Here is a 21754-nt window from a genome sequence, read left to right on the forward strand (position 1 = left end):
GACGGTTTGCCCGGTTCCGTCCCGTATTTCAGCCAGTGGGAATCCCCCACCGAGGCCGCCGCCCTGCTTGACGGGCGGCAGTCTCTGGCAGGCATTACGCACTGGGCGGCCTCCGGGGCCAGGACGCAGGCGGAATTTATTGAGTGGGCGAACCACCTCTGTGGGATGTGTTGCCTGAAGATGGCGCTGGCCGCCAGCGGTTATCCGCCGCCGCCGCTGTTGCACCTGGCGCGCGCGAGCCTGCCCTACGGCACGTACGTGCGTGAAGGCAACAGCCTTCGCGGCCTGATTTATGCGCCCTTTGTCGCTTACGTAAAGGAAGCCTGGGCAATGGATGCGGCAGTCACCACCGGGATCACCGCCGGTGAGATAGCACCGCTGCTTACCCGGTATTCATGGTTTATCGCCTCTGTTCACCCCTCGATCCGCCAGCCGGCGTGCTGCCCGCCCCATACCGGCGGCCACCTGGTGCTGGTGTCAGCGGCTGACGATCGCCACATTACTTTCCATAATCCTTCCGGCGACCGCCCGGAAACGCAGTCTTACGTCACGCTCCCGCTGGCCACCTTTGCCCGCTTCTTCGCCGGCCGCGGCATCGCACTCTCCGCTCCCGAGTCAGACAAGTAACAGGTCTCTAGCCCCGCATTTTCATCGTGCTAATCATTGTCGATTAGAGCCGCAGGGCTGAGCAAGCACACAGAACGCGCAGAAACCCTCACCTATTCTTTCCTTACAGACTTAAAAATTTGCAGAAAGGGTGGGGGCGTAAAAATCATTGCCGAATAGAGTCGCAGGGCCGGGCGAGCGAGCAGGACAAATTGGCCGGGAGCCAATTTGAACAACGCGAAGCGTTGGCCCCAAAGGGGTGAGCCCCAGAGATGGGGCGAATAATCCCGCGAGAGCTACAGTCACGCTGGGAGGCGTGTCTGTACCGGCCCGGAAAGCCCGGAGGCGGAATAAGGGCCACCCGCGGTAGCGGGCAATGATTCAGCCGGGGCACCGAAAGTGCGCGGGTGCAGGGCGGGCGCACCGGCACGCCCTGCTCGGTTGAGGCAATGTGGGCCGGGTAGATAACCGCACATGAGCAACCGAAACCTTCCACCCTTAGTTTCATTACAACATACTAGAAATTTAAACACCTTATCCTCAGCAAATCAGCCTACTTCATTACAACATACTAAATGCCCACACCTTTAACACCCGGCCTTTCGGCCCCTGAGCCAACACCGTAAACCAACAGGCCACGCTCGCCCACCGGGCAGGACGAGCGTCCCGGCGCGTCCCGCGCTAACTCCCGAACCTCATCACCCACACATCCTCCGCCTTATCGTAATGCTGTTTATACAGTATCGACTGCTGCCCATTGAGCGTTGCCGGGATGCTGGTGTTTTCGTCCCAACCATCAAGCTGCATACACAATTCCGGGTCAGATTTGCAGGGAATACGCAGTGTAGGCCCACCGCGCTCATCCGACGCTGAATGCTCCGCGTCATCGATCTCATAACTTCCGATTTTTACCGTGGTTTTGCCCATGATGCGATCCTCTCTGGCTGGCGGGTGAGGTATGACCAGTCTGGTCCCTCTGTTGAGCGTAGCCGAGCGGGACAAAATTGCCAGCATCGGCCTGCGCAGGAAGCGGGGAATCAGAAGCGCGATAAGCGGGGTGTGACCGCCATCATCGCTGCCTGATTACGGCCCTGGTTTTTAGCGAGGTAAAGTGCCTCGTCCGCAGCGGTCAGAATATCCGCCTGTTCAATCTCATCTTCCCGATCTGCCGGGCAGTACGTGGCCGTACCCAGGCTGATGGTGACATAGCCAATATCGCTGCCCTGATGGCGGATGCCCAGCCCGCGCACCGCCTCCATCAGCTGCCGTGCCACCACCTGCGCGCCGTCCGGGTCAGTGTCCGGCAGGATGGCCGCAAACTCCTCACCGCCAAAGCGGGTGACCACATCGGTGCTGCGCTTCAGCGCGCGGCGCAGGGTGCGCGCGATCAGCCGCAAACAGGCATCCCCCGACAGGTGGCCATACTGGTCGTTGAAGGCTTTAAAGTAGTCGACATCGATCATCACCAGTGACAGCGGGGAGAGCGCGCGCCGGGCGCGCATAAACTCATACCCCAGCACTTTTTTGAACTCGCGCCGGTTGGGCAGCCGGGTCAGGGCGTCGGTGTGCGCCTGAATCTCCAGACGGCGGTTGGCTTTCACCAGTTTCAGTTCCAGCAGTTTGCGCTCGTGGATGTCCTCGGCGGTGCCGTACCAGCGCATGATCTGCCCCTCCGGCGCAAAGCGGGCCGCCGCGCGCAGGCGCATCCAGTTCCAGCCGCGCTCCACGTGGCAAAAGCGTACCTCCATGTCGAGCGGCATCCCGCTTTTCAGGCTCCGTTCCCAGCTCTCCAGGGCGCGGCGGCGATCATCGTTGTGGATCGCCTGCACCCAGCGGTCGCCTAAAATATCCTGTTGCGGCAACCCGGTAATGCGCTGGAAACGGCTGCTGACATCGGTCAGCAGGCCGTTCGGGTCAGCGGTCCACGGGAGTTGCGGGTTCAGCTCCACCATATTGCGGTAGTGCTCCTGGCTTTCACGCAGCGCCCGCTCCATCTGCTTCATGCTGGTGAGGTCGATCAGGGCCAGCGACAGGCCACTTACCTGCCCGCGGGCATCGGCCGCCGGGTTAATCCGGATAAAATAGTCCCGGTTACCCAGGCTGAACTCCCGATCCTGCATCGCCTGCCCGGCGGCGGCATGGGCCAGCGCCTCACTGACCAGCGTGCGGAAGGCCGGGTTAAATGACCCGACCTCATGGCCGGTCATTTGCGCCGGGTGCAGCCCAAGGATCGCCGCCATCGCATCGTTGACCGTGACATAACGGAAAGCCAGGTCAATAAAACAGAGCCCGACCGGGGCATGGGCATAAATCGATTCCAGCTGGAACAGGCGCGGGTTGTCCGGTTCACACAGGAGGGCGGTACTGGCCTGGCTCTCTTTATGGTCATCATGTCGCATGATGCGCTCTCCAAAACGGGAAGTCGGCGGCGCATGGCCTGTGCCGCCATACACTCAATATTCCAGCACCAGGCTGACGGTGTCGCTGTAGTTACCGGCCGGTTGTGCCAGCTGAGCGGTGTTGACACGCACCACGTAAGAGAGGCTTTGGCTCAGGCCGGTGCCGATGCCGGTCAGCTTGCTGTTACTGTCCCAGATGGTGGTGCCGTTGGCCTGGTAAATCTGGTACTGAATGTAGTTGCTGGTGGTGCCGTTGCGCATCCGCCGCCACGGGGTGCCGTAGTTATTGCCGTTGGTAAAGTAGGTTTTATACCCCTCGGTTTTGGTGCAGGTCAGGGTCACGCTCTGGGTGACAGCGCTGAACTGGCTGACCAGCGCCATGCTACCGAGGTTGACATTCGGGGTGCTGTTGATGGCGCAATCTTTGGTGATGATGGCGGTCACCGTCACCGCCGCCACCCCGGTGCCGGTCCAGGCGCTCAGGCAGGCACCCACCACCCCCAGGGTGCAGACGGAGTACGTCCAGCTGATGTTAATCACATCAGTATAGGTGCCGGAACGTACATTGGCCCCGGTGGTGGTGCGGATGTAGACCGGCACGACGACGTTGCTGGACTGGAACAGCGCCGGCAGCAGGCCCAGGCTGCCGTAGTCCATGGTCTGGCCGGTGCTGAAGGCGTACTGATAGTTGGGGTCCGGGTAGATCAGGTAGGGAATGGCGTCCCCGGAGCCGTCAGTATTCGCCAGCCGCATGGCGTTGGTGGTGGACTGGATGGTGCCGCGCACGGTGTTGTTGGTCAGCAGGTTGACCGTGGCACCGGTACAGCTCAGCCCGCCGGTGCCTTGCGCGCGGAACTGCGTGGTGTAGGCGGTAAATGAACTCTGGGTGCCGAGGTTCACCGTGCCGTTGCCGATGGCGCAATCCGCCCAGGCACCGGCGGACAGCAGCATCAGAGGGAGCAGCCACCCGGCAGCGCGTAGGGGAAAACGGATTGCGGTGTTCATCTCAGGCTCCTGTGAATAATCGGCAGTCAACAGCATCAGGGGCGGCACACCAGCGGCCCCAGGTTATGGATGCCCTGTGGGCGCGGCACCCGCACGGTGACCCGGCAGACGGATCCGTCATCTGCGCGGGTAATGGTCAGCAGGTTCTCCTGCGTGATCTCCTCCAGCCAGACCAGGCCGTCCCAGCCGACGTAACTTTTCTTTGCCGACCCGGCGAGGGTGACCGGGCTGCCGTTGGGCAGCGGCCGGCCATCGGGGCCGACCAGCGTCAGGTTGGCGGAGGAGAGGGTGTTTACCGGGAAGGTGATCAGCAGCCCGCTGTCACGGCGCAGGGATCGCGTCTGTTCCACCGTGGGCACACTGACCTCCGCCGGCAGGTTGAGCGGGTCAATCTGGAAGCGGGCGTGGTAGAACGAGGTGACCGAAGGCACCAGCAGGTAGCCGCGCTCATCGGTTTCACCGATGCGCTGGTTCTCATAAGAGACCGGGATGCCGCCATGGCCGCTGGTGGAGATCAGCGCAAAGGCGTCGTTCACCTGGTTGGCGGCGTAGACCCGGCCGTCCATCGCCACCAGTGAGCCGCTGACCTGCCCCCAGCGGGTAAAGCGGCCGCTGTTGCCGTAAATGCCGCCGCGCGTTTCAAGGTGGTCGCCGCGCCAGCTCAAATCAGCCTGCTGGTATTGGCTGTTGCTGACCTGCCCATCCGCGTAGGCGATGTTCCAGCCAAACCCACCGTCGGACGGGATGGCGCGGCTGTAGGTGGCGCGCCCGCTCCACTGGTTATCGGTGTCACGGGTGGCGCTGAAGCTGGCGGTGCCTGCGTCCCCGAACGGAATGCTTAACATCAGCTGGGCATTGAACCCCTCACCGCCGATGGCGCGGTTCACGGTGGCGTAAAAGGAGCTGTTGCCCCACAGGCTTTTGCTGTAGCTGAGGTTGACCAGCCGCGTGCGGCCGCCCTGGGCATCCCGTACGTCAAAATAGCCGCTGCCGAGGGTGCCGAACCGGCCGAGGCTGAGGCTGCCGGTAAGCTGGTCACTGCGGCGGCTCAGGCGGGAGCGGGTGTTGTAGTTGGAGAGATCGGCATAGTGTTCACTGCGCAGGATGCGCTGGGCATTCAGGCTGAAGCGTTGATTGCTGAAGGTGTAACCGAGCGACACCTGGGATCCGCGTCCGCCTTCCGGCGGCAACAGGGTGCCGGTGCTGAAGTCGCTGATGGGGCCGCTCACGTCGCTGTCGCCAATGCCCGCGCCGGTGCGGTTGTCCAGCGCCTGTGCGGCCTGTTCCGACTGGTCAAACGCATCGGCACGGCTGCTGCTGCCGCTCCAGGCGAGGTTCAGCACGCCAAAGCGGCCAACGCGCACCCCGGCCCCGGCCCCGCCTACCGCCATACCGGGCGCGCCTTCGGCCTGCGCCTCCAGCGTCAGCCAGTCTGTGAGGCCGTGGCGCACCAGCCCGCTGGCCGCCGGGTCGCCGTAGTCGGCAGAGCGGATGCCATAATTCTGGCGTATCGCCCCGGCACTGACGCTGTAATCCGTCAGGCCCGCCTGCAACAGCTCACTGGCGACATAGAAAGGCACCACCGTGGACACCTGCCGCCCGAGCGCGTCGGTGGTCACCACCGTGGCCTCGCCCGCGCCGCTGACAAAGGGCACGCTGTCGATGGTGAAGGGGCCGGGGTTCACTTGGCTGCTGTTGGTTTTATAGCTGTTGATATAGAGATCCACGGTGCTCGGCACCGCGGCCTGCCCGGCAAAGGCCGGCAGCGGATAGGTGACCAGATCCGGGCGGGTAGAGAAATTGCGCGACACCTGAAGCCCGCCCAGCCGGACGGCGCTGCTCCACGGCAGGGCGCCGGTGATCACATCCCCGGCGCTGTAGCTCATCATGTTGACGTCGTCGTTATATTGCCACTGGGTGTCGTAGCGGATGTAACGGTTCTCGCTCTCCACGCCTTCGGCAGAACCCAGATCACGCCGGTAGATGCCGTTGTTGGTCACCGCGCCAAACCCCCCGAACAACCGCTGCTCAGTCCAGGCGGAGACAAACCCGTGGGTCTGGGAATCCGGCGTCTGGCTGGCGTACACCTCGTAATTAAACAGCAGGCCGGGGCTGCTCTCTGCCGGCAGGTAATTCTCCGACGGGCCTTCGCCGATGCGTTGCGACGGCAGCCAGTCCCCCGGCACGGTAATCAGCAGTTGCTGGGTTTCCCCGCTGTACCTCACCTGCAGGCGGCTGTCGATCTGGTCAATCGCCACCGGCTGCGCGCCGGTTTGTTGCAGCGGCACCCCGGCGTTGCGCAGCTGGTCGGGCGTTAAATAGTAGTGGCCGCCGCGGTACTCGACCGGCAACACCTGGCCGCCCGGCTGCCCGTTCACCACAATTTCCAGGTAGAGCAGGGTGTCCGGCATGGCCGGCACCGCCGCCGGCGGCGGGGGCAAACCAGAGGCTGCGGCAGGTGGCGGCGGCAGTGTGGATGCGGCGGCAGCCGGGGCTGGGGAGGGCGTGGATGCCGCGACCGCCGCCGGCGGCGGGGGCAAACCGGAGGCCGCGGCAGGTAGCGGCGGCAGTGTGGATGCGGCGGCGTCCGGGCCTGGGGAGGGCGTGGATGCCGCGACAGCCACCGGCGGCGGAGGCAAACCGGAGGCCGCGGCAGGCTCCGTCGGTGAAGGCGCAGAGTCAGCCGCCATGGCGGCGGGCGGGGGAACGTCATATGTCGCGGCAATCTCCGCAGGCGAGGGCGAAGCAGGCTCCGCCGGCAGCGAGGGCGCAGAGTCAGCCCCCGCCAACGGTGGCGAAGGCAAACCGGGCGCAGCGGCAGGCTCCGGGGAAAGCGCCCCGGCCCCGGCCTGGGCGCTGAGCAGTGCCAGCACCATCAGCAGCGGCGGCAGCAACCCGGTGTGCCGGCAGCGCATCAGCGCCTCCTGCCGGGCGCAGTGCATAGGATCACCCTGGGATCGCCGGTCAGTAAGCGGAGATCGTGACAGGCTGCGGGTTGTCATTGACCGTCGCCTCCAGCCGGGTAGCCCCGCCCACGGTCTGTTTCAGCGGGAAACGCATCTCTTGCCCCGGCAGCACATACCCCAGCAGCCCCTCGCTCAGGCTGATGCGGCGTGTCCCGGAGAGCCAGGAGACGCGGGAGATGCGGGCATGAACCGCCCCCTGGTTCCGCACCATCAGCCAGGCTTTGCCCTGGGCAGAGACGGCGCGAAAATGGAGCACCGGCTGGGCCGCTTCGGCGTAATCCCGCGGGTGTTCGTAATCCTGTTTGGTCCAGACCCCCGGCCCGCTGACAAACAGCGGCACCGAATAGCGCATCTGGAATTTTAACCCCAGGCTGTTGGTTTCCGGGGCGGCATCGCCCTGCGGTACCTCATCCACCAGAATGCGGTAAGCCCGCTCCTGGCCGGGCGGCACCTGGCTGTTCCTCACCAGCCGCACCAACTGGCGCTTGCCGGGGGCGATAGAGGCCACCGGCGGGCTGGGGATCACCTCGGTCTGGCCGGCGTAGCGATCTTCGCCGTTACCCTGCTGCCAGCTCAGGATGCGCACCTGAAGGTAGACCGGCTTGCTGTCGCGGTTCTCCAGCCAGAGCGCCGAAGCCTGCTGGTGAGATTCAATCACCGGATCAATCGGCCAGATGAGGATCGCGGCAGCGGCCTGCGCCGTCGCGCTGAGGAAGGGGGAGATCAGGGCACACCACAAGGAGACCCATACCGTTAACTTCATGCCAAACATCCTTTTCATTTCAATCAAGATCAATAGGTCACGGTGACCAGCACGCTGTCGCTGTAGTTGCCCGCGCTGGGCATGGTCGCGGCCGGCAGCACCCTGGCATAAATTTTGTACTCCTGTACCGCGCCGTTGGCGCTGAGCACCAGGGTAGTGCCGCCGTTGCTGCCGTTGCCCCACACGGTGGTGCGGGCGGCATTCTGGTAAAGCTGATAGGCCAGGGTTTCATTGGTCGCGGTGTTGAGCATCCGGCGGCCGGCCGCAATCGAACCCGTGACGTTATTGCCGTTGCCCAGCGCCAGTGTCACCGGCGCGCCGGGGGTGCACTTCAGCACAATCGACCCGCTGCCCTGGCTGGTGACCGCATCCACCGGCACTGCCAACGACGAAATCGTGCCGAAGCTCAGCGACCCGAAGGTGCTGACGTCAGCACTGCCGCTGCCCAGCACGCAGCCGTTCACCAGGGTGGCGCTCAGGGTAAACGCCTGGCTTTTGCTCAGGTCATCCACCCCGGTATCCGCCCCGGCACCGGACGCCAGCAGCAGGGCCATCACCGGCAGCCAGGCCGGGAATCTGCATCGCATCACGGCGGCTCTCCTGTTACCAGCTGACGGTGACCTGAACCGTGTCACTGTAATTTCCCACAGAGGGCGTGGCCTGCGCCGGTATCCGCCCATACACCGGCAGGTAGATAATCTGGCCGTTACCGGTGCCGGAAACGCCGGTGACGTTGTCCCAGACGGTGGTGTAGGCCGCGTTGGTATAGAGGTTGTAGGTGACCCGCTGGGCCGTGGGGCCACCCACCAGATAGCGGCTTGCCGTGCTGCCGCTGTTCCCGCCGTTCAGCAGCACCCGCCACGCCGTGCCGTTATTGCATTGGAGTCGGATCGCCCCGGCGTTTTGCTGGCCGGTGACGTTGATGGGGCGGGAGAGAAAAGAGGTGGTGCCGAAATCGAGCGTGCCGAAACTCACCACGCCGTTGCTGGTGGTGCCGGCTGAGCAGGCAGCCACCAGTGTGGCGTTAAAGCCGACCGAGGCGGTCTTGGTGACGGCCGTGACCGGCCATGCCGGCAGCATCAGTACCGGCATGATCAACGCGGCTGCCCGCCGTAACCCGGCCCGCCCGGCGTCCTTTCCGTGGCTGCTGTTCATCGCGCGGGGCGTTACCAGGTGACGGTCATGGTCACGGTATCCGTGTAGGTACCGGCCGCCGGGGTGGTCTGCGCCGGCACCTGACCATAGACGATCAGGTTAACCGGGGTGCCGGTACCGGTGCCCGCCAGCGGGGTGCCCGGCCCCCAGAGGGTGGTCCGCGCCGGTTCCTGGTAAAGGTTGTAGTTAATAAACGCGCCACCGGTGCCTGCCATCCGCCGTTGCCCCCCGGCGGCGTTCACGCCGTTATCCAGTGCCACGGTAAACGGGGTGCCGGTGGTGCAGAGCAACTGAAGGCTGCCGGTACCGGCGGCATCCGTTGACTGGGAATTAATGATGTTAGCCAGGGAAGAGTACTCGCCAAAGCTCAGGGTACCGAATTGGTTTACCGCGCCGGTGGAGTTCCCGCCGACCACTTCGCACCCGGCCCCCACCGTCAGGGTGACCCCCATGTTCCCGGTGACCGTACCGGCAAACAGCGGGGCAGTCGGGGTCAGCATCATCAACGCGGCGGTCGCCAGCGTGAGTTGTGTTTTCTTCATAACCTGTTCCTTTCAGTAAAAAACAAAAGCTGAATCAGTAAGACACATCAGAAGCCGGCCTGGGGCGTCCTCCACGCAGATCAATGGTTAATCTTGTTAATAAGATTAATTATTAGAATACATTTGGTCATATTTCCTCTTAAAAATAAAAAAAAGCCACTGAGGGGTAATGACGCCACTTTTTCCGTTGCAAGCGGTGAAAAGGGTGCATAAAAAGATGTGATGTAAATTAGGTGTTAATCGAAGGTAATTTCTTGATAACGCATGTAACAAACTAAAAATGAAGTATTAATTAGTTTTATTAATGTTTTGCAGGGTTTTTTTAAAGAATTGATTATTTTTTGAGCAGGAAAACCGGGTTATCTGAGCCGGAATAATAAGAAAAGCGGGCCTTAGCCCGCCTATGAAGTGAAGAGGATCACACCGGGGGCAGCATCACAAAGGCGGCACCGTCGCGCACCAGTTCACGCGGCAGAGCATTTTTGATGCGGCTGCCGATGCGCTTGGCCAGGCCAAGCGGCTGGCCAAGCCAGGTCAGGATAAATTCATCCCCGGCGGGCAGCGTTTCCGGGTAGAGGTCACGCCCCATAAACCAGCTCTGCGCCTGTTCTGCGTCCAGTTCCAGCGTGGTATGGCCGGCGGTGTCGGCCAGCGCCACCACGGCCTCATGTTGCCAGCGATAGCCTTTCGGGAAACGTTCCGCCAGCTTCAGGCCAATGCGCGAGAAACGCACCTTGCCGAACAGCGGGGTCAGCGCCTGCGGGAACAGCCAAATCTCTTTGTCACGCAGCCACAGGGTATGGGTGTCGGGCAGCGGCAGCCCGGCCGCCCGTGCCGCCTGGGTGACGGCGTCGCGCTCTTTGCCCGGCAGCGGTGAGAAGGGGAACGCGCCCACTTTATAGGTGGGCGCCGGCAACGGGGTGACCGCCGCGGTTTTACGCAGCCGCGCCACAAAGAAGCCTTCGCTGTCAAAAATCTGCGGGAAAACATGCAGGAACCCTTCCGGCGTCGCAGCCCGTGCGGCACCGGGGAAGAGGTCGTCCAGCGGCTCTGTGGTCACGGCGTCCGGGTAGCGTGCCAGCAGCCAGCGGCAGACGTCCTGGTTCTCCTGGGCGTTCAGGGTACAGGTGGAGTAAACCAGCGTGCCGCCCGGTTTCAGCGCATGGAACGCGCTGTCGATAAGTTCCCGCTGGGTGGCAGCAATGGAGACGATGCTCTCCGGCGACCAGTTGCTCATGGCATCCGGATCTTTGCGTACCACGCCTTCGCCGGAGCAGGGCGCATCGAGCAAAATCGCATCAAAGGTCTCCGGCAGCGCGGCCCCAAATACCCGGCCGTCAAAGTGGGTCAGCGCGCTGTTGCTGACGCCGCAGCGGCTGATGTTGGCGTGCAGCACCTTGACCCGGCTGGCGGAATATTCATTGGCGACAATGCCGCCGAGGTTGCCCATGCGGGCCGCAATCTGGGTGGTTTTCGAGCCGGGGGCGGCGGCCACGTCCAGTACCCGTTCCGGCAGGGCATTGCCGCTGAACAGCGCGCTGACCGGCAACATCGAGCTGGCTTCCTGCAGGTAAAACAGCCCGGCCAGGTGTTCCAGCATGTTGCCGAGCCGCTGGCTTTCGTCATCACTGCGTTCAATCCAGAACCCTTCCGCGCACCACGGCACGGGCGAAAGCTGCCAGCCATAGGCGGCGGCGCGGGCGGTGAAGTCCGCCACACTTATCTTCAGGGTGTTGACGCGCAGGCTGCTGCGCAACGGGCGCTGGCAGGCGGCGATAAAATCGTCCATCGACAGGTCGGCGGGCATGATGGCACGGGTGGCCGCGAGGAATTCAGGCGGCAGGAAAGCAGAGAGGTGTTTAGCCACAGGGAGGAGTCCGCAAGCGCAATAAAAGTGGCGCGCAGTCTAGCACACCTGCGGTGCGGCGGTGAAATGGCGGCCCGGCCGGGAAAAGCCGCCTGCGGGCGGCGCCAAAAAAGAAAAAGCAGCCCGCAGGCTGCTTTAAAGGAGAGACGTTCCCGCCGGATCAATTCTGCGGGATGGCGGTGCCCCAGCTCTGCCAGCCTTTCGGCTCCTCGCTGTTGAGCAGGAAATGCTTGCCGGGCAGGGCCTTCGGTGCCAGCGGAATGCTTGGCGGGGTCATAAAGGCGATGCCGCCGCGGATAAACTGCTGGAAGGTGCCGCTTTTGATCACGCCGCCGGTCAGGCCGAATTGCAGGTTATAGCCGGAAGCCAGCCAGAACACCGAATTGTTGCGCACCAGGTGCTGGTACTTTTTGCTGATGCGCAGCGTGACATGCACCCGGTCGCCCATCGAGCCGAGGTAGAACCCGGTGACGGTGCCGACCTCAATGCCGCGGTAGAGGATCGGCGTGCCCACTGACAGCGAGCCGGTTTCTGCCGCATCCAGCACAATCCCCAGCCCGTCGGTGTAACGTGAGTCGGTGATGGTGGCTTCCTGCAATTCAAAGGTGCGCGCCATATGGCCGCCTGCGCCCGGTTCCACATTGATGTAGGGCTGGATCAGCGTGTCGAGGTTACTGACCCCGGCGGCGGAGATCTCCGGCGACACAATCGAGAACCGGGTACCGGTGCGGGCAAAGTTCTGCACATATTCCGGGTAGAGCACTGCTTTGGCATCCACCTGGTTGCGTTCCGGCGTCAGCTTCAGCGACTCCACCTGGCCGATGTCGATGCCCAGGTAGCGGATCGGCATACCCGGTGAGAGTTTGCTGGCGTCAAAGGTGGTCAGGGTGATCTGGCTGCCCACCGCCCGTGCGGCGGTTTCGTTGGCGTAGAGCACCCGTTTCACCCCTTTGGTAAAGGTGACGCCTTCCAGGTTATCGAAGCTGATTGCCCCTTTCAGCGCCCGGTTGAGCGGGGAGGCCTGCACAGAGAAACCGGCCCCGTTCAGCTGCACTTTCGCGCCGCCTTCGGCCCAGAAGATGCTTTTGTCCGTGAGCAGCTTGCGGTACTCCGGCTGGATATAGACGTCCACATCGAAGGCGTTGGCGCGCGGGCGGATATCCGTGATTTCACCCACCTGGAATTTACGGTAGAGCACGACCGAACCGGCCTGCACATCCGGCAGGCTGTCGGCGGTCAGCGTCAGGGTGGGTTTCGGGGTGTCGCTCTGGGTGCCTTCTTCTGCTTTCTGCTCATCACTGTAGAGCGGGTAGCGGCCCGCCGGGTCGCCTTTCTCGCCCGGCAGGATCTTGATGCCGCCGTCAATCCACTCTGCGGCGCTGGCCCCGCTGACCTGTAGCCCGTCCAGCCCCAGCTTCACATTGACCCGGCTGTTGACCACAAATTTGCTGTCCTGATGGATAAGGTGGCGGTATTCCGGTTTGACCGCGACTTTGAACAGGATACCGGCGTCCGTGAGGTCGCGTGACAGCACCTGGCCGACATTGATGCCGTACAGGATCAGCGGCTGGCCGGGGTTAATGCCGTAGGTCTGCGGCGCGAGCAGTTCCAGCGTCAGCACATTGGGCTGCTGCAACAGTTTCAGGCTGCTGTCGAACACCGTGAAGCGATCCTGCCGCTCACCCTCGCCGGGGATAAGCTCCAGAGTGCTGCCGGTGAGCAGCGCGCTGAGGCGGGTATCGCTCAGGCTGAGTTTCGGGCTGTTCAGCTCAATGCGCGTGCCGCTGCGCATCAGTTCCACCACCGACGGGTCTACCGTCAGCTCACCGCTGACCTTGCCGCCTTTTTCCAGCGTGACTGCCGTCAGGGTACCGACCTGTAACCCCTGGTACATCAGCGGGGTATGGTTGGCGTTCAGGCCGTCGCCCGAGGGCAGGTCGAGGTGGATCAGCACGCCGCGCTGGCTGTGCGCCAGGTCGGGGTAGAGCTGGTAGGTCTGTTCCGCGGAGGCCGGGGTGCCGCCGGTGGGGGAGTCAAAGGCAATTGCCCCGTTGACCAGCGCCGCCAGGCTCTCCATTTTGACCGACGCCCCTTGCAGGCTGAAATCGCCCTGGAAGCCGGAGACATTCCAGAAGCGGCTGTCGCGCTTCACCAGATTGGCGAAGCGGCGGTCGATCAGCACATCAATGGTCACACCCTCTTTGCCGGGCGCGATGTCGTAGTCGTAGACCTTGCCGACCGGGATTTTGCGGTAATAGACCAGCGAGCCGGTGTTCAGGGAGCCGAGGTCCGCCGCCCGCAGGTGCACCATCAGCTCGCCGGTGTTCAGGCGGAATTTCGGCTGGGTGTCGAGGGCGGTGAACTGGGTTTTCGGTTCGCCGGGGCCGGGCATCATGCCGATGTAGTTGCCGCCCACCAGCGCATCCAGCCCGGACACCCCGGCCAGCGAGGCCTTGGGCGTCACCAGCCAGAACTGGGTGCCGTCGCGCAGCGCATCTTCCAGTTCACTGCGGATGCTGACCTTAACCAGGATGTTGCGCAGATCCTTGCTCAGGCTGATGGTCTGGACGGTGCCCACCTCCACCCCCTGATAGCGCACCGGCGTGCGCCCGGCGACAATGCCCGCCGCAGACTGGAAGGAGATGGTCACCGTGCTGCCGCGCTCCTGATAGTTGCTCCAGATAAGCCAGCCGGCAATCATCAGGGCAATAAACGGCAGTAACCAGAACGGGGAAATCCGGCGCTTCTTTTTTATCCGCGCCTTAGTCGGTGTAGTCGGCGTTTCGTGTTGCATGTGCATCCCAAATCAAACGGCTATCCAGCCAGTGTACGGCCAGGATAGTTAAGAACACCGCACTGCCGAAATAAAAGGCAGCCGGCCCCATGGTAAACGAGAGCAACTGATCGCGGTTGATCAGTGACATCATCAGCGCTATCACAAACAGGTCGAGCATTGACCAGCGGCCAATCCAGGTCACCAGCCGCAGCAGGCGGATACGGGTTTTCAGGCTGTGCTGGGTACGGAAATGGATGCTGAGCAGCAGCACCAGCAGCACGATGACCTTGGTAAAAGGCACCAGCACACTGGCGATGAAGACGATCCCGGCAATCGGGATATTGCCGGAGGTGGCGAGCGACACCACCCCGGAGAAAATGGTGTCTTCCATGCGTTCGCCGTTGGCGTAGATGATGGAGATCGGCAGCAGGTTGGCCGGCAGTAGAAACACCATCGCCGCCAGCAGCGCAGCCCAGCTCTTTTGCAGGCTGTGGCGGCGGCGCAGGCGCATCGGCACATGGCAGCGCGGGCAGCGGCCGCGGGCATCCGGGTGGCCGGTAAATTTGCACGGCAGGCAGAGCCGGAACGTGGCGGGATCGCCGCCCGGCTGTGGCTGGGGGTAGAGGCGCAGCCAGAGTTGCTCCACGTTGAGGTGGATCAGCAGCAAAAGCGTCAGCAGCATCACTGCCAGGTAGGCAATCAGCGCCGGACCGGGCGTGATGTCGGCATACTCTTTGACTTTGATGCACGCCACGCCCATGCCGACCAGGTAGATGTCCAGCATGACCCACTCTTTCAGCCGGTCCAGCATCAACAGCACCGGCCGCAGGTTCATGCCGAGCTGCCGCCCGAGATACAGATAGAGCAGGGAGAGCACCAGCGTCAGCGGTGCGCCCACGGTGCAGAACAGCACCATGCTGCCGGTGAGCGGCGAATTCTGGTCGGTCATCAGCCAGACGCCTTCCAGCAGGGAGGCCTCGATGCGGGTGCCGAGCAGGCGGATGCTTACCAGCGGCTCGCTGAAGGCAAACGGCATCAGCAGCAGCGCGGTCACGGCCACCACCGCCAGGCGCGTCAGCGACCAGTCGCGCCCTTTCTCCACCCTGGCATTGCAGCGCGGGCAGTAGGCGGATTCCGTGCCGCTGAGGAACGGCAGGGTAAACAGCATGTCGCACTCACTGCAACGCTGGTAGCGGGCCTGGGGCAACGGGCCGGAGAGTGTCTCTATTTTCATGATTCCGGACTCGGCAGAAGGTGCGTGAACAGCCTGTGAGGGGTCTGTGCCACCTGGTTACAAAAAAATGTGCTTTCCCTGCATCGTATCTGGGGCACAATCCGCCTCCGGCGGTCGTGGCCGGAAGGGAGACGCGTTTTTTGATGCATGTCTAGACACTTAGCGTAGCGTGAAATGAGGGCGCGGTCAGGCATGGTTCAGATAAATCCGGCGACTTTCAGCGGCCAACATACCCCGACACAGGGGGTTTTGTGAAGTAACCGCCGATTAACCTTGTGACGATACGCATTTAATGCTTATTTTATAGGGGCTAAGCGCTGTCAGCGCGGGTTACCCTTACAGATTTTATGGTCATGACATGAACAAAAACGCATTCTACACAGAATTAAAACGTGACATGGGCGCGCTGCTGTCCGGCGAAACCAATTTTATTGCCACGCTGGCCAATGCCAGTGCGCTGCTGTATGAGCGCCTTGAAGGCGTGAACTGGGCAGGTTTCTACCTGATGGACGGCAAAACGCTGGTGCTGGGGCCGTTCCAGGGAAAAATCGCCTGTGTGCGTATTCCGGTGGGTAAGGGCGTCTGCGGGACGGCAGTGTCAGAACAGGCTGTCCAGCGTGTGGGTGACGTCCACGCATTCCCCGGCCATATCGCCTGTGACGCGGCCAGCAATGCCGAAATCGTGTTGCCGCTGCGGGTCGGCGGGCAGATCATCGGGGTACTGGACATTGACAGCACAGTTTATCAACGCTTCGATGAAGAAGACGAAACCGGCCTGATTGCAGTGGTTGACGCGCTTTGTGCACAGCTGGAACAGTGCGACGCGGCAAAATATGTCCTTCTTTCTCACGATGATTAACGGATAACGTGGCATTTACTGATGGCGTCATTATAATGGCGCCTGTTCATGCCTGCGCCGGTTGGCAAACCCGTTGTAATCAGGAAATTTCATGGAAAATCAACCTAAGTTGAACAGTAGTAAAGAAGTCATCGCCTATCTGGCTGAGCGGTTCCCGCTCTGTTTCACCGCCGAAGGCGAAGCGCGTCCGTTAAAGATCGGCATTTTTCAGGATCTTGTGGAGCGCGTTCAGGCTGAGGAGAACCTCAGCAAAACGCAATTGCGTTCCGCCCTGCGCCTTTATACCTCAAGCTGGCGCTATCTGTATGGCGTTAAAGTCGGTGCCCAGCGCGTCGATTTAGACGGCAACCCATGCGGCGAGCTTGAAGAACAGCATGTTGAACATGCGCGTAAGCAACTGGAAGAGGCGAAAGCCCGCGTCCAGGCGCAACGTGCCGAACAGCAGGCTAAGCGTCGCGAAGCGGCTGCTGCCAACGGGGAAACCCCGGATGCTGCGCCTGCCCGCCGCCCACGCCCGGCGGGTAAAAAACCTGCGCCGCGCCGTGAAAACGCCGCCGCCCAGGAAACCCGCAAGCCGCGCTCACCGCGTCCGCAACAGGCTAAAGAGCCTCGCGCTGAACGTCAGGAGAGCCCGGCAAGTCTGGTGCCCGTCACCGACATCTCAAAACTGCAGATTGGCCAAGAGATCAAAGTCCGGGCCGGTAAAAGCGCGATGGATGCCACCGTATTGGAAATTGCCAAAGACGGTGTCCGTGTGCAGCTTTCCTCCGGTCTGGCGATGATCGTGCGCGCAGAACACTTGCAGTTCTGATACGGAGGCCAACCCAGGCATGAACAAATTTGTCAGAGTTACCGCCATCGCGGCGGGCCTGTTTCTGGCGGGCGTAAGCTTTGCCAATGAGGCCCCCGTGACGCTTGAAACGCTGCCTCAGCTCCAGCAGGAGCCGCAGGACGCCACCGTCAGCGAACGTGTGACGGCGCGTTTCACCCGTTCTCATTACCGTCAGTTTGACCTGGATGAGAACTTCTCCGCGAAAATCTTCGATCGCTACCTCAATATGCTGGACTTCAACCATAACGTGTTGATGGCGGCAGATGTGGCGCAGTTTGCGGACAAAAAAACCAGCATGGGCGAGGAGCTGAAAACCGGCAAGCTCGACACCGCCTATGCCCTGTTCAACCTGGCGCAGAAACGCCGGTTTGAACGCTTCCAATACGCATTGACGGTGCTGGCCAGACCCATGGACTTCACCGGCAATGACACCATTGACCTCGACCGCAGCAAAGCGCCCTGGCCGAAGGACATCAATGAGCTGAACAGCCTGTGGGATGCCAAAGTCAAATATGACGAGCTGAACCTCAAGCTTACCGGCAAAGACGAGAAAGAGATCCGTGATGTGCTCAGCAAGCGCTACCATTTCGCGATTAAGCGACTGGCGCAGAGCAACAGCGAAGATGTGTTCCAGCTGATCATGAATGCCTTTGCGCATGAGATTGATCCGCACACCAACTACCTGTCCCCGCGCAACACTGAGCAGTTCAATACCGAGATGAGCCTGTCACTGGAAGGCATCGGTGCTGTGCTGCAGCAGGATGATGACTACACCGTCATTAATTCGATGGTACCGGGCGGCCCGGCGGCGAAAAGCAAAAACATCACCGTGGGCGATCGGATAGTCGGGGTGGGCCAGAGCGGCAAACCGGTGGTGGACGTGATTGGCTGGCGTCTGGATGACGTGGTCGCGCTGATTAAAGGGCCAAAAGGCAGCAAAGTGCGCCTGGAAGTGTTACCGGCCGGGAAGGGCACCAAAACCCGCACCGTGACCCTGACGCGTGAGCGCATCCGCCTGGAAGACCGCGCCGTGAAGATGACGGTGAAGACTCTCGGCAAGCAGAAAGTCGCCGTGATGGACATCCCCGGTTTCTACGTGGGCCTGACGGATGACGTCAAAGTGCAGTTGCAGAAGATGGAAAAACAGCACGTCACCAGTCTGGTGATCGACCTGCGGACCAACGGCGGCGGCGCACTGACCGAGGCGGTTTCGCTCTCCGGCCTGTTTATTCCTAGCGGCCCGGTGGTGCAGGTGCGTGATAACAACGGCAAGGTGCGTGAAGACAGCGACACCGACGGCGTGGTCTATTACAAAGGGCCGCTGGTGGTGCTGGTTGACCGCTTCAGCGCCTCGGCATCTGAGATTTTCGCTGCCGCCATGCAGGATTACGGCCGCGCGCTGATTGTGGGTGAACCGACCTTCGGGAAAGGTACCGTGCAGCAGTACCGTTCGCTGAACCGCATCTATGACCAGATGCTGCGCCCTGAGTGGCCGGCGCTGGGGTCGGTGCAGTACACCATCCAGAAATTCTACCGCGTCAACGGCGGCAGTACCCAGCGTAAAGGGGTCACGCCGGACATCCTGATGCCGACCGGCATCGAGGCGGCGGAAACCGGGGAAGCGTTCGAAGATAATGCCCTGCCGTGGGACAGCATTAACGCGGCGACCTACAGCAAAACCGGCGACATGAAACCGTTCGTCCCGGCGCTGCTGAAAACGCACGCTGACCGTATCGCCGGCGATCCGGAGTTCCAGAGCATTGCGCAGGACATTGAAAAGTATAAGGCGACCAAAGATAAGCGCGACATCGTGTCACTCAATTTTGCCCAGCGCGAAAAAGAGAACCACGAAGATGACGCCATCCGCCTGAACCGCATCAATGAGCGTTTCAAACGCGAAGGGAAAAAACCGCTGAAATCGCTCGACGATCTGCCGAAAGATTACCAGCAGCCCGATCCGTATCTCGATGAGACGGCGCACATCGCGCTTGATCTCTCTAAGATGGAAACCGCTGAAGGGAATGCGGCAGCCAAATAAGTAGCCCGCCTTGAAAAAGCGCACTCCGGTGCGCTTTTTTTATGGCTGCTGTTCGGGGGATCGCCCCACTAAGCTGCAAAGGCAGAGGATTTCGGTTAAGTCTGCTCATAATGCGACACAGATCGCTGCATTTTGTAAAGTTTTGTGATTTTAGCAGCTTAAGTCCACGTAATGCTTGAAACATGCCGCCAAGCCCATACGATCAAGGGGCAGGCATGTGGCCTGCACGGCAAAAATCCCAACAATGAGGAAGTGACAATTTTATGATGCGTATAGCGTTATTCCTGCTGACCAACCTGGCGGTGATGGTGGTCTTCGGGCTGGTACTCAGCCTGACAGGGATCCAATCAAGCAGTGTCATGGGGTTAATGATCATGGCCGGGCTGTTTGGTTTTGGCGGCGCATTGGTTTCGCTGCTGATGTCCAAATGGATGGCGCTGCGCGCGGTCGGCGGCGAAGTGATTGAACAACCCCGTAACGCCACCGAGCGCTGGCTGCTCGACACCATCCGCCAGCAGTCACAGCAGGCGGGTATCGCCATGCCGCAGGTGGCGATTTACCACGCGGCGGACATCAACGCCTTTGCCACCGGTGCCCGGCGTGACGCCTCGCTGGTGGCGGTGAGTACCGGCCTGTTGCAGAACATGAGCCAGGCAGAAGCGGAAGCGGTGCTGGCCCATGAAATCAGCCACATTGCCAACGGCGATATGGTCACCATGACCCTGATTCAGGGGGTGGTAAACACCTTCGTTATCTTCATCTCGCGCCTGCTGGCGCAGGTGGCGGCTGGGTTCCTGGGCGGTAACCGTGAAGAAGAGGGCAGCAACAACGGCAACCCGCTGATCTATTTCGCGGTGGCAACCGTGCTGGAGCTGGTCTTCGGTATTCTGGCCAGCATCATCACCATGTGGTTCTCCCGTCATCGTGAATTCCACGCGGATGCCGGTTCGGCCAAGCTGGTCGGGCGTGACAAGATGATTGCTGCCCTGCAACGGTTGAAAACCAGCCATGAGCCGCAGGAAGCGGGCAGCATGATGGCGTTCTGTATCAATGGTAAGAGTAAATCGCTCAGTGAGCTGTTTATGTCTCACCCGCCGTTGGATAAACGGATTGAGGCGCTGCGCAGCGGCCAGTACCTGAACTGATTTACCCGATAGTAAAAAGCCCCGCCAATGTGCGGGGCTTTTTTATGCCTTCAGCCCGGCGGGTTGCCCGGCGCTTAAGGCATCAGGTGGCCGGGCTGCCTTGCTGGGTCATCCGCAGGAAGCTGACCAGCGCGCCGCCCGCCGCCAGCGACCCGGCCAGCAGCAGTGAGGCATGGGTGCCGGCCTGGGAAAACAGGTTGAACATCAGCGCCACCAGCGCAGCACCGGCCGTCTGGCCCAGCAGGCGGGCTGTGCCGAGCATCCCACTGGCCCCCCCGCTGCGCTCACGCGGGGCCGCGCTGATAATAGTGTGGTTGTTAGGCGACTGGAACAGCCCGAACCCAGCCCCACACAGGATCATCCGCCAGATGATATCACCATCGCTGGGGGCGGCGGGCAGCAGCGCCAGAGCAAAAAGGCCCGCGGCAAACACCATCAGGCCGATGCCGCCCAGCAGCCCTGCATGGTAGCGCTCCACCAGCCTGCCGGCGATGGGGGCAATGACCATCGTCGCCAGCGGCCAGGGCGTCAGCAGCAGGCCGGTTTCCACTTCGCTGCGCCCCAATACGGTTTGCAGGAAAAACGGCAGCGACACAAAGGCCAGCATCTGGGCGCTGAAGGAGCAGAGGGAGGTGCCGATTGACAGCGAAAAGATCGGGATACGCAGCAGATCAACCGGCAGCAGCGGGAAGGGCTGATTCAATTGCCGCCGCACAAACACCACCCCGACAATCAGCAGCGCCAGCAACTCCCCAAATGTCAGCAGCAGGCTCTGCCCCTGGGCAAAGCCGCTCAGCGCAGTAATCAGCAAGCCGAAGGTCAGGGCATTCAGGATGCCGCTCAGCACATCAAAGCGTTGGCCTTTACGGCGGCTGAGGTTAGCCGGTAAAAACTTCATACCGAGCGCCAGCGCCACCAGGCCGATCGGCAGGTTAATGGCGAACAGCCAGGGCCAGGCGGCAAAGGAGAGGATGGCCGAGGCTACGGTCGGCCCGGCCGCCGAAGAGACGGCGACAATCAGCGCATTGATGCCAATACCGCGCCCCAGATAACGCTGTGGATAGATAATGCGCACCAGCGCCGTGTTTACGCTCATGATCGCCGCGGCACCAAAACCTTGCAGGACACGGGCGATAGTCAGGGTGAGCAGCGAGTCTGACAGGGCACAGAACACAGAGGTAATACTGAATACCAGCAGGCCGGCCTGATACACCCGGCGGTACCCGACAATATCCCCCAGCGAGGAGAGCGGGAGCAGGGAGATGGTAATCGCCAGTTGGTAGGCATTCACAATCCAGATCGATGACGCCGGGCTTGCCTGTAAATCCCTGGCGATGGTCGGCAGGGCGACGTTGGCAATGGCCCCGTCCAGCACGGAAACAATAATACCCAAGGCGATAGCGAGGATCGCACCATAACGTTGTGGAACGGGCAAGCCGTCAGCAGGAGTTGCGGTCATGAAAGGGGTCTGATGTTAAACAGGTTTGTTTAAAATATTAACATGCCGGCTACTTAAGCGCGGGGTTTCATGCCGGCAGGCGGCCTCTTTTTTGTAAGCAACCGCTGT

Annotated in this window: 17 protein-coding genes; 5 read left to right on the forward strand and 12 right to left on the reverse strand. The window is 61.6% G+C overall.

Going from position 1 to position 21754, the window contains the following annotated elements; all coding sequences use genetic code 11:
- The first annotated feature begins 6 nt into the window (after nucleotides 1-6).
- A complete protein-coding gene (locus tag CYR52_RS09820) occupies nucleotides 7-627 on the forward strand; it encodes a hypothetical protein (RefSeq protein ID WP_072933340.1) in 621 nt (206 codons plus the stop codon).
- 660 nt (nucleotides 628-1287) lie between these two features.
- Here CYR52_RS09820 and CYR52_RS09825 read toward each other — a convergent pair.
- The 11 genes from CYR52_RS09825 to yebS form a co-directional block, all read right to left on the reverse strand.
- Nucleotides 1288-1533, reverse strand: a complete 246-nt coding sequence (locus tag CYR52_RS09825) for a DUF1480 family protein (RefSeq protein WP_072933342.1) — start codon at nucleotides 1531-1533, stop codon at nucleotides 1288-1290.
- A 110-nt stretch (nucleotides 1534-1643) separates the two neighbouring features.
- Nucleotides 1644-3005, reverse strand: a complete 1362-nt coding sequence (locus tag CYR52_RS09830; RefSeq protein ID WP_079205341.1) for a GGDEF domain-containing protein — start codon at nucleotides 3003-3005, stop codon at nucleotides 1644-1646.
- Nucleotides 3006-3059: 54 nt separating this feature from the next.
- Entirely contained in the window at nucleotides 3060-4010 is a 951-nt protein-coding gene (locus CYR52_RS09835; protein WP_072933350.1) for a Csu type fimbrial protein, read from the reverse strand.
- 35 nt (nucleotides 4011-4045) lie between these two features.
- The gene (locus CYR52_RS09840) at nucleotides 4046-6421 is read right to left on the reverse strand and encodes a fimbria/pilus outer membrane usher protein (protein WP_101828525.1); all 2376 of its coding nucleotides are present in this window, start codon (nucleotides 6419-6421) and stop codon (nucleotides 4046-4048) included.
- A gap of 553 nt (nucleotides 6422-6974) precedes the next feature.
- Nucleotides 6975-7739: a fimbrial biogenesis chaperone gene (locus CYR52_RS09845; protein WP_101828526.1), complete on the reverse strand. Its 765-nt coding sequence runs from the start codon at nucleotides 7737-7739 to the stop codon at nucleotides 6975-6977.
- A gap of 29 nt (nucleotides 7740-7768) precedes the next feature.
- Entirely contained in the window at nucleotides 7769-8326 is a 558-nt protein-coding gene (locus tag CYR52_RS09850) for a Csu type fimbrial protein (protein WP_241521442.1), read from the reverse strand.
- 16 nt (nucleotides 8327-8342) lie between these two features.
- Nucleotides 8343-8894 (reverse strand): Csu type fimbrial protein, encoded by a 552-nt coding sequence (locus tag CYR52_RS09855; protein WP_101828518.1) that lies wholly within the window; start codon nucleotides 8892-8894, stop codon nucleotides 8343-8345.
- A gap of 11 nt (nucleotides 8895-8905) precedes the next feature.
- On the reverse strand, nucleotides 8906-9436 hold the full coding sequence (locus CYR52_RS09860) for a Csu type fimbrial protein (protein ID WP_072931012.1): 531 nt from the start codon (nucleotides 9434-9436) through the stop codon (nucleotides 8906-8908).
- A 418-nt stretch (nucleotides 9437-9854) separates the two neighbouring features.
- Nucleotides 9855-11243 (reverse strand): 16S rRNA (cytosine(1407)-C(5))-methyltransferase RsmF, encoded by a 1389-nt coding sequence (gene rsmF, locus CYR52_RS09865; RefSeq protein ID WP_246538578.1) that lies wholly within the window; start codon nucleotides 11241-11243, stop codon nucleotides 9855-9857.
- 220 nt (nucleotides 11244-11463) lie between these two features.
- Complete coding sequence (locus CYR52_RS09870; RefSeq protein WP_072931009.1) at nucleotides 11464-14097, reverse strand: PqiB family protein; 2634 nt, start codon at nucleotides 14095-14097, stop codon at nucleotides 11464-11466.
- Entirely contained in the window at nucleotides 14066-15313 is a 1248-nt protein-coding gene (gene yebS / locus CYR52_RS09875; protein ID WP_079205286.1) for a membrane integrity lipid transport subunit YebS, read from the reverse strand. The genes CYR52_RS09870 and yebS overlap by 32 nt, the downstream gene beginning before the upstream one ends.
- Nucleotides 15314-15671: 358 nt before the next feature.
- Here yebS and CYR52_RS09880 point away from each other — a divergent pair, with 358 nt between their 5' ends.
- The 4 genes from CYR52_RS09880 (at nucleotide 15672) to htpX (ending at nucleotide 20187) form a co-directional block, all read left to right on the forward strand.
- Nucleotides 15672-16172: a GAF domain-containing protein gene (locus tag CYR52_RS09880; RefSeq protein WP_072931005.1), complete on the forward strand. Its 501-nt coding sequence runs from the start codon at nucleotides 15672-15674 to the stop codon at nucleotides 16170-16172.
- Nucleotides 16173-16263: 91 nt separating this feature from the next.
- Entirely contained in the window at nucleotides 16264-16983 is a 720-nt protein-coding gene (gene proQ / locus CYR52_RS09885) for an RNA chaperone ProQ (RefSeq protein WP_072931003.1), read from the forward strand.
- 19 nt (nucleotides 16984-17002) lie between these two features.
- Nucleotides 17003-19042 carry a carboxy terminal-processing peptidase gene (gene prc, locus CYR52_RS09890; protein ID WP_101828520.1) on the forward strand — a complete coding sequence of 680 codons (2040 nt, stop codon included), beginning with the start codon at nucleotides 17003-17005 and terminating at the stop codon, nucleotides 19040-19042.
- A 263-nt stretch (nucleotides 19043-19305) separates the two neighbouring features.
- Nucleotides 19306-20187: a protease HtpX gene (htpX, locus tag CYR52_RS09895; protein WP_101828521.1), complete on the forward strand. Its 882-nt coding sequence runs from the start codon at nucleotides 19306-19308 to the stop codon at nucleotides 20185-20187.
- Between the two features lie 82 nt (nucleotides 20188-20269).
- Here the strand turns inward: htpX and CYR52_RS09900 are convergent, their stop codons facing one another.
- Complete coding sequence (locus tag CYR52_RS09900; protein WP_101828522.1) at nucleotides 20270-21646, reverse strand: MFS transporter; 1377 nt, start codon at nucleotides 21644-21646, stop codon at nucleotides 20270-20272.
- Nucleotides 21647-21754: the final 108 nt, after the last annotated feature.

It is taken from the genome of Chimaeribacter arupi (genome assembly GCF_002858805.1).
Taxonomy (GTDB): Bacteria; Pseudomonadota; Gammaproteobacteria; order Enterobacterales; family Enterobacteriaceae; genus Chimaeribacter; species Chimaeribacter arupi.

What these genes read in the sequence shown, in the direction of transcription:
- CYR52_RS09900 (WP_101828522.1), bottom strand. Translation starts at nt 21,646, where the DNA reads ATGACCGCAACTCCTGCTGACGGCTTGCCCGTTCCACAACGTTATGGT.
- htpX (WP_101828521.1), top strand. Translation starts at nt 19,306, where the DNA reads ATGATGCGTATAGCGTTATTCCTGCTGACCAACCTGGCGGTGATGGTG.
- proQ (WP_072931003.1), top strand. Translation starts at nt 16,264, where the DNA reads ATGGAAAATCAACCTAAGTTGAACAGTAGTAAAGAAGTCATCGCCTAT.
- prc (WP_101828520.1), top strand. Translation starts at nt 17,003, where the DNA reads ATGAACAAATTTGTCAGAGTTACCGCCATCGCGGCGGGCCTGTTTCTG.
- CYR52_RS09830 (WP_079205341.1), bottom strand. Translation starts at nt 3,005, where the DNA reads ATGCGACATGATGACCATAAAGAGAGCCAGGCCAGTACCGCCCTCCTG.
- rsmF (WP_246538578.1), bottom strand. Translation starts at nt 11,243, where the DNA reads ATGCCCGCCGACCTGTCGATGGACGATTTTATCGCCGCCTGCCAGCGC.
- CYR52_RS09825 (WP_072933342.1), bottom strand. Translation starts at nt 1,533, where the DNA reads ATGGGCAAAACCACGGTAAAAATCGGAAGTTATGAGATCGATGACGCG.
- CYR52_RS09835 (WP_072933350.1), bottom strand. Translation starts at nt 4,010, where the DNA reads ATGAACACCGCAATCCGTTTTCCCCTACGCGCTGCCGGGTGGCTGCTC.
- CYR52_RS09870 (WP_072931009.1), bottom strand. Translation starts at nt 14,097, where the DNA reads ATGCAACACGAAACGCCGACTACACCGACTAAGGCGCGGATAAAAAAG.
- CYR52_RS09840 (WP_101828525.1), bottom strand. Translation starts at nt 6,421, where the DNA reads ATGCCGGACACCCTGCTCTACCTGGAAATTGTGGTGAACGGGCAGCCG.
- CYR52_RS09880 (WP_072931005.1), top strand. Translation starts at nt 15,672, where the DNA reads ATGAACAAAAACGCATTCTACACAGAATTAAAACGTGACATGGGCGCG.
- CYR52_RS09845 (WP_101828526.1), bottom strand. Translation starts at nt 7,739, where the DNA reads ATGAAGTTAACGGTATGGGTCTCCTTGTGGTGTGCCCTGATCTCCCCC.
- CYR52_RS09855 (WP_101828518.1), bottom strand. Translation starts at nt 8,894, where the DNA reads ATGAACAGCAGCCACGGAAAGGACGCCGGGCGGGCCGGGTTACGGCGG.
- CYR52_RS09850 (WP_241521442.1), bottom strand. Translation starts at nt 8,326, where the DNA reads ATGCGATGCAGATTCCCGGCCTGGCTGCCGGTGATGGCCCTGCTGCTG.
- yebS (WP_079205286.1), bottom strand. Translation starts at nt 15,313, where the DNA reads ATGAAAATAGAGACACTCTCCGGCCCGTTGCCCCAGGCCCGCTACCAG.
- CYR52_RS09860 (WP_072931012.1), bottom strand. Translation starts at nt 9,436, where the DNA reads ATGAAGAAAACACAACTCACGCTGGCGACCGCCGCGTTGATGATGCTG.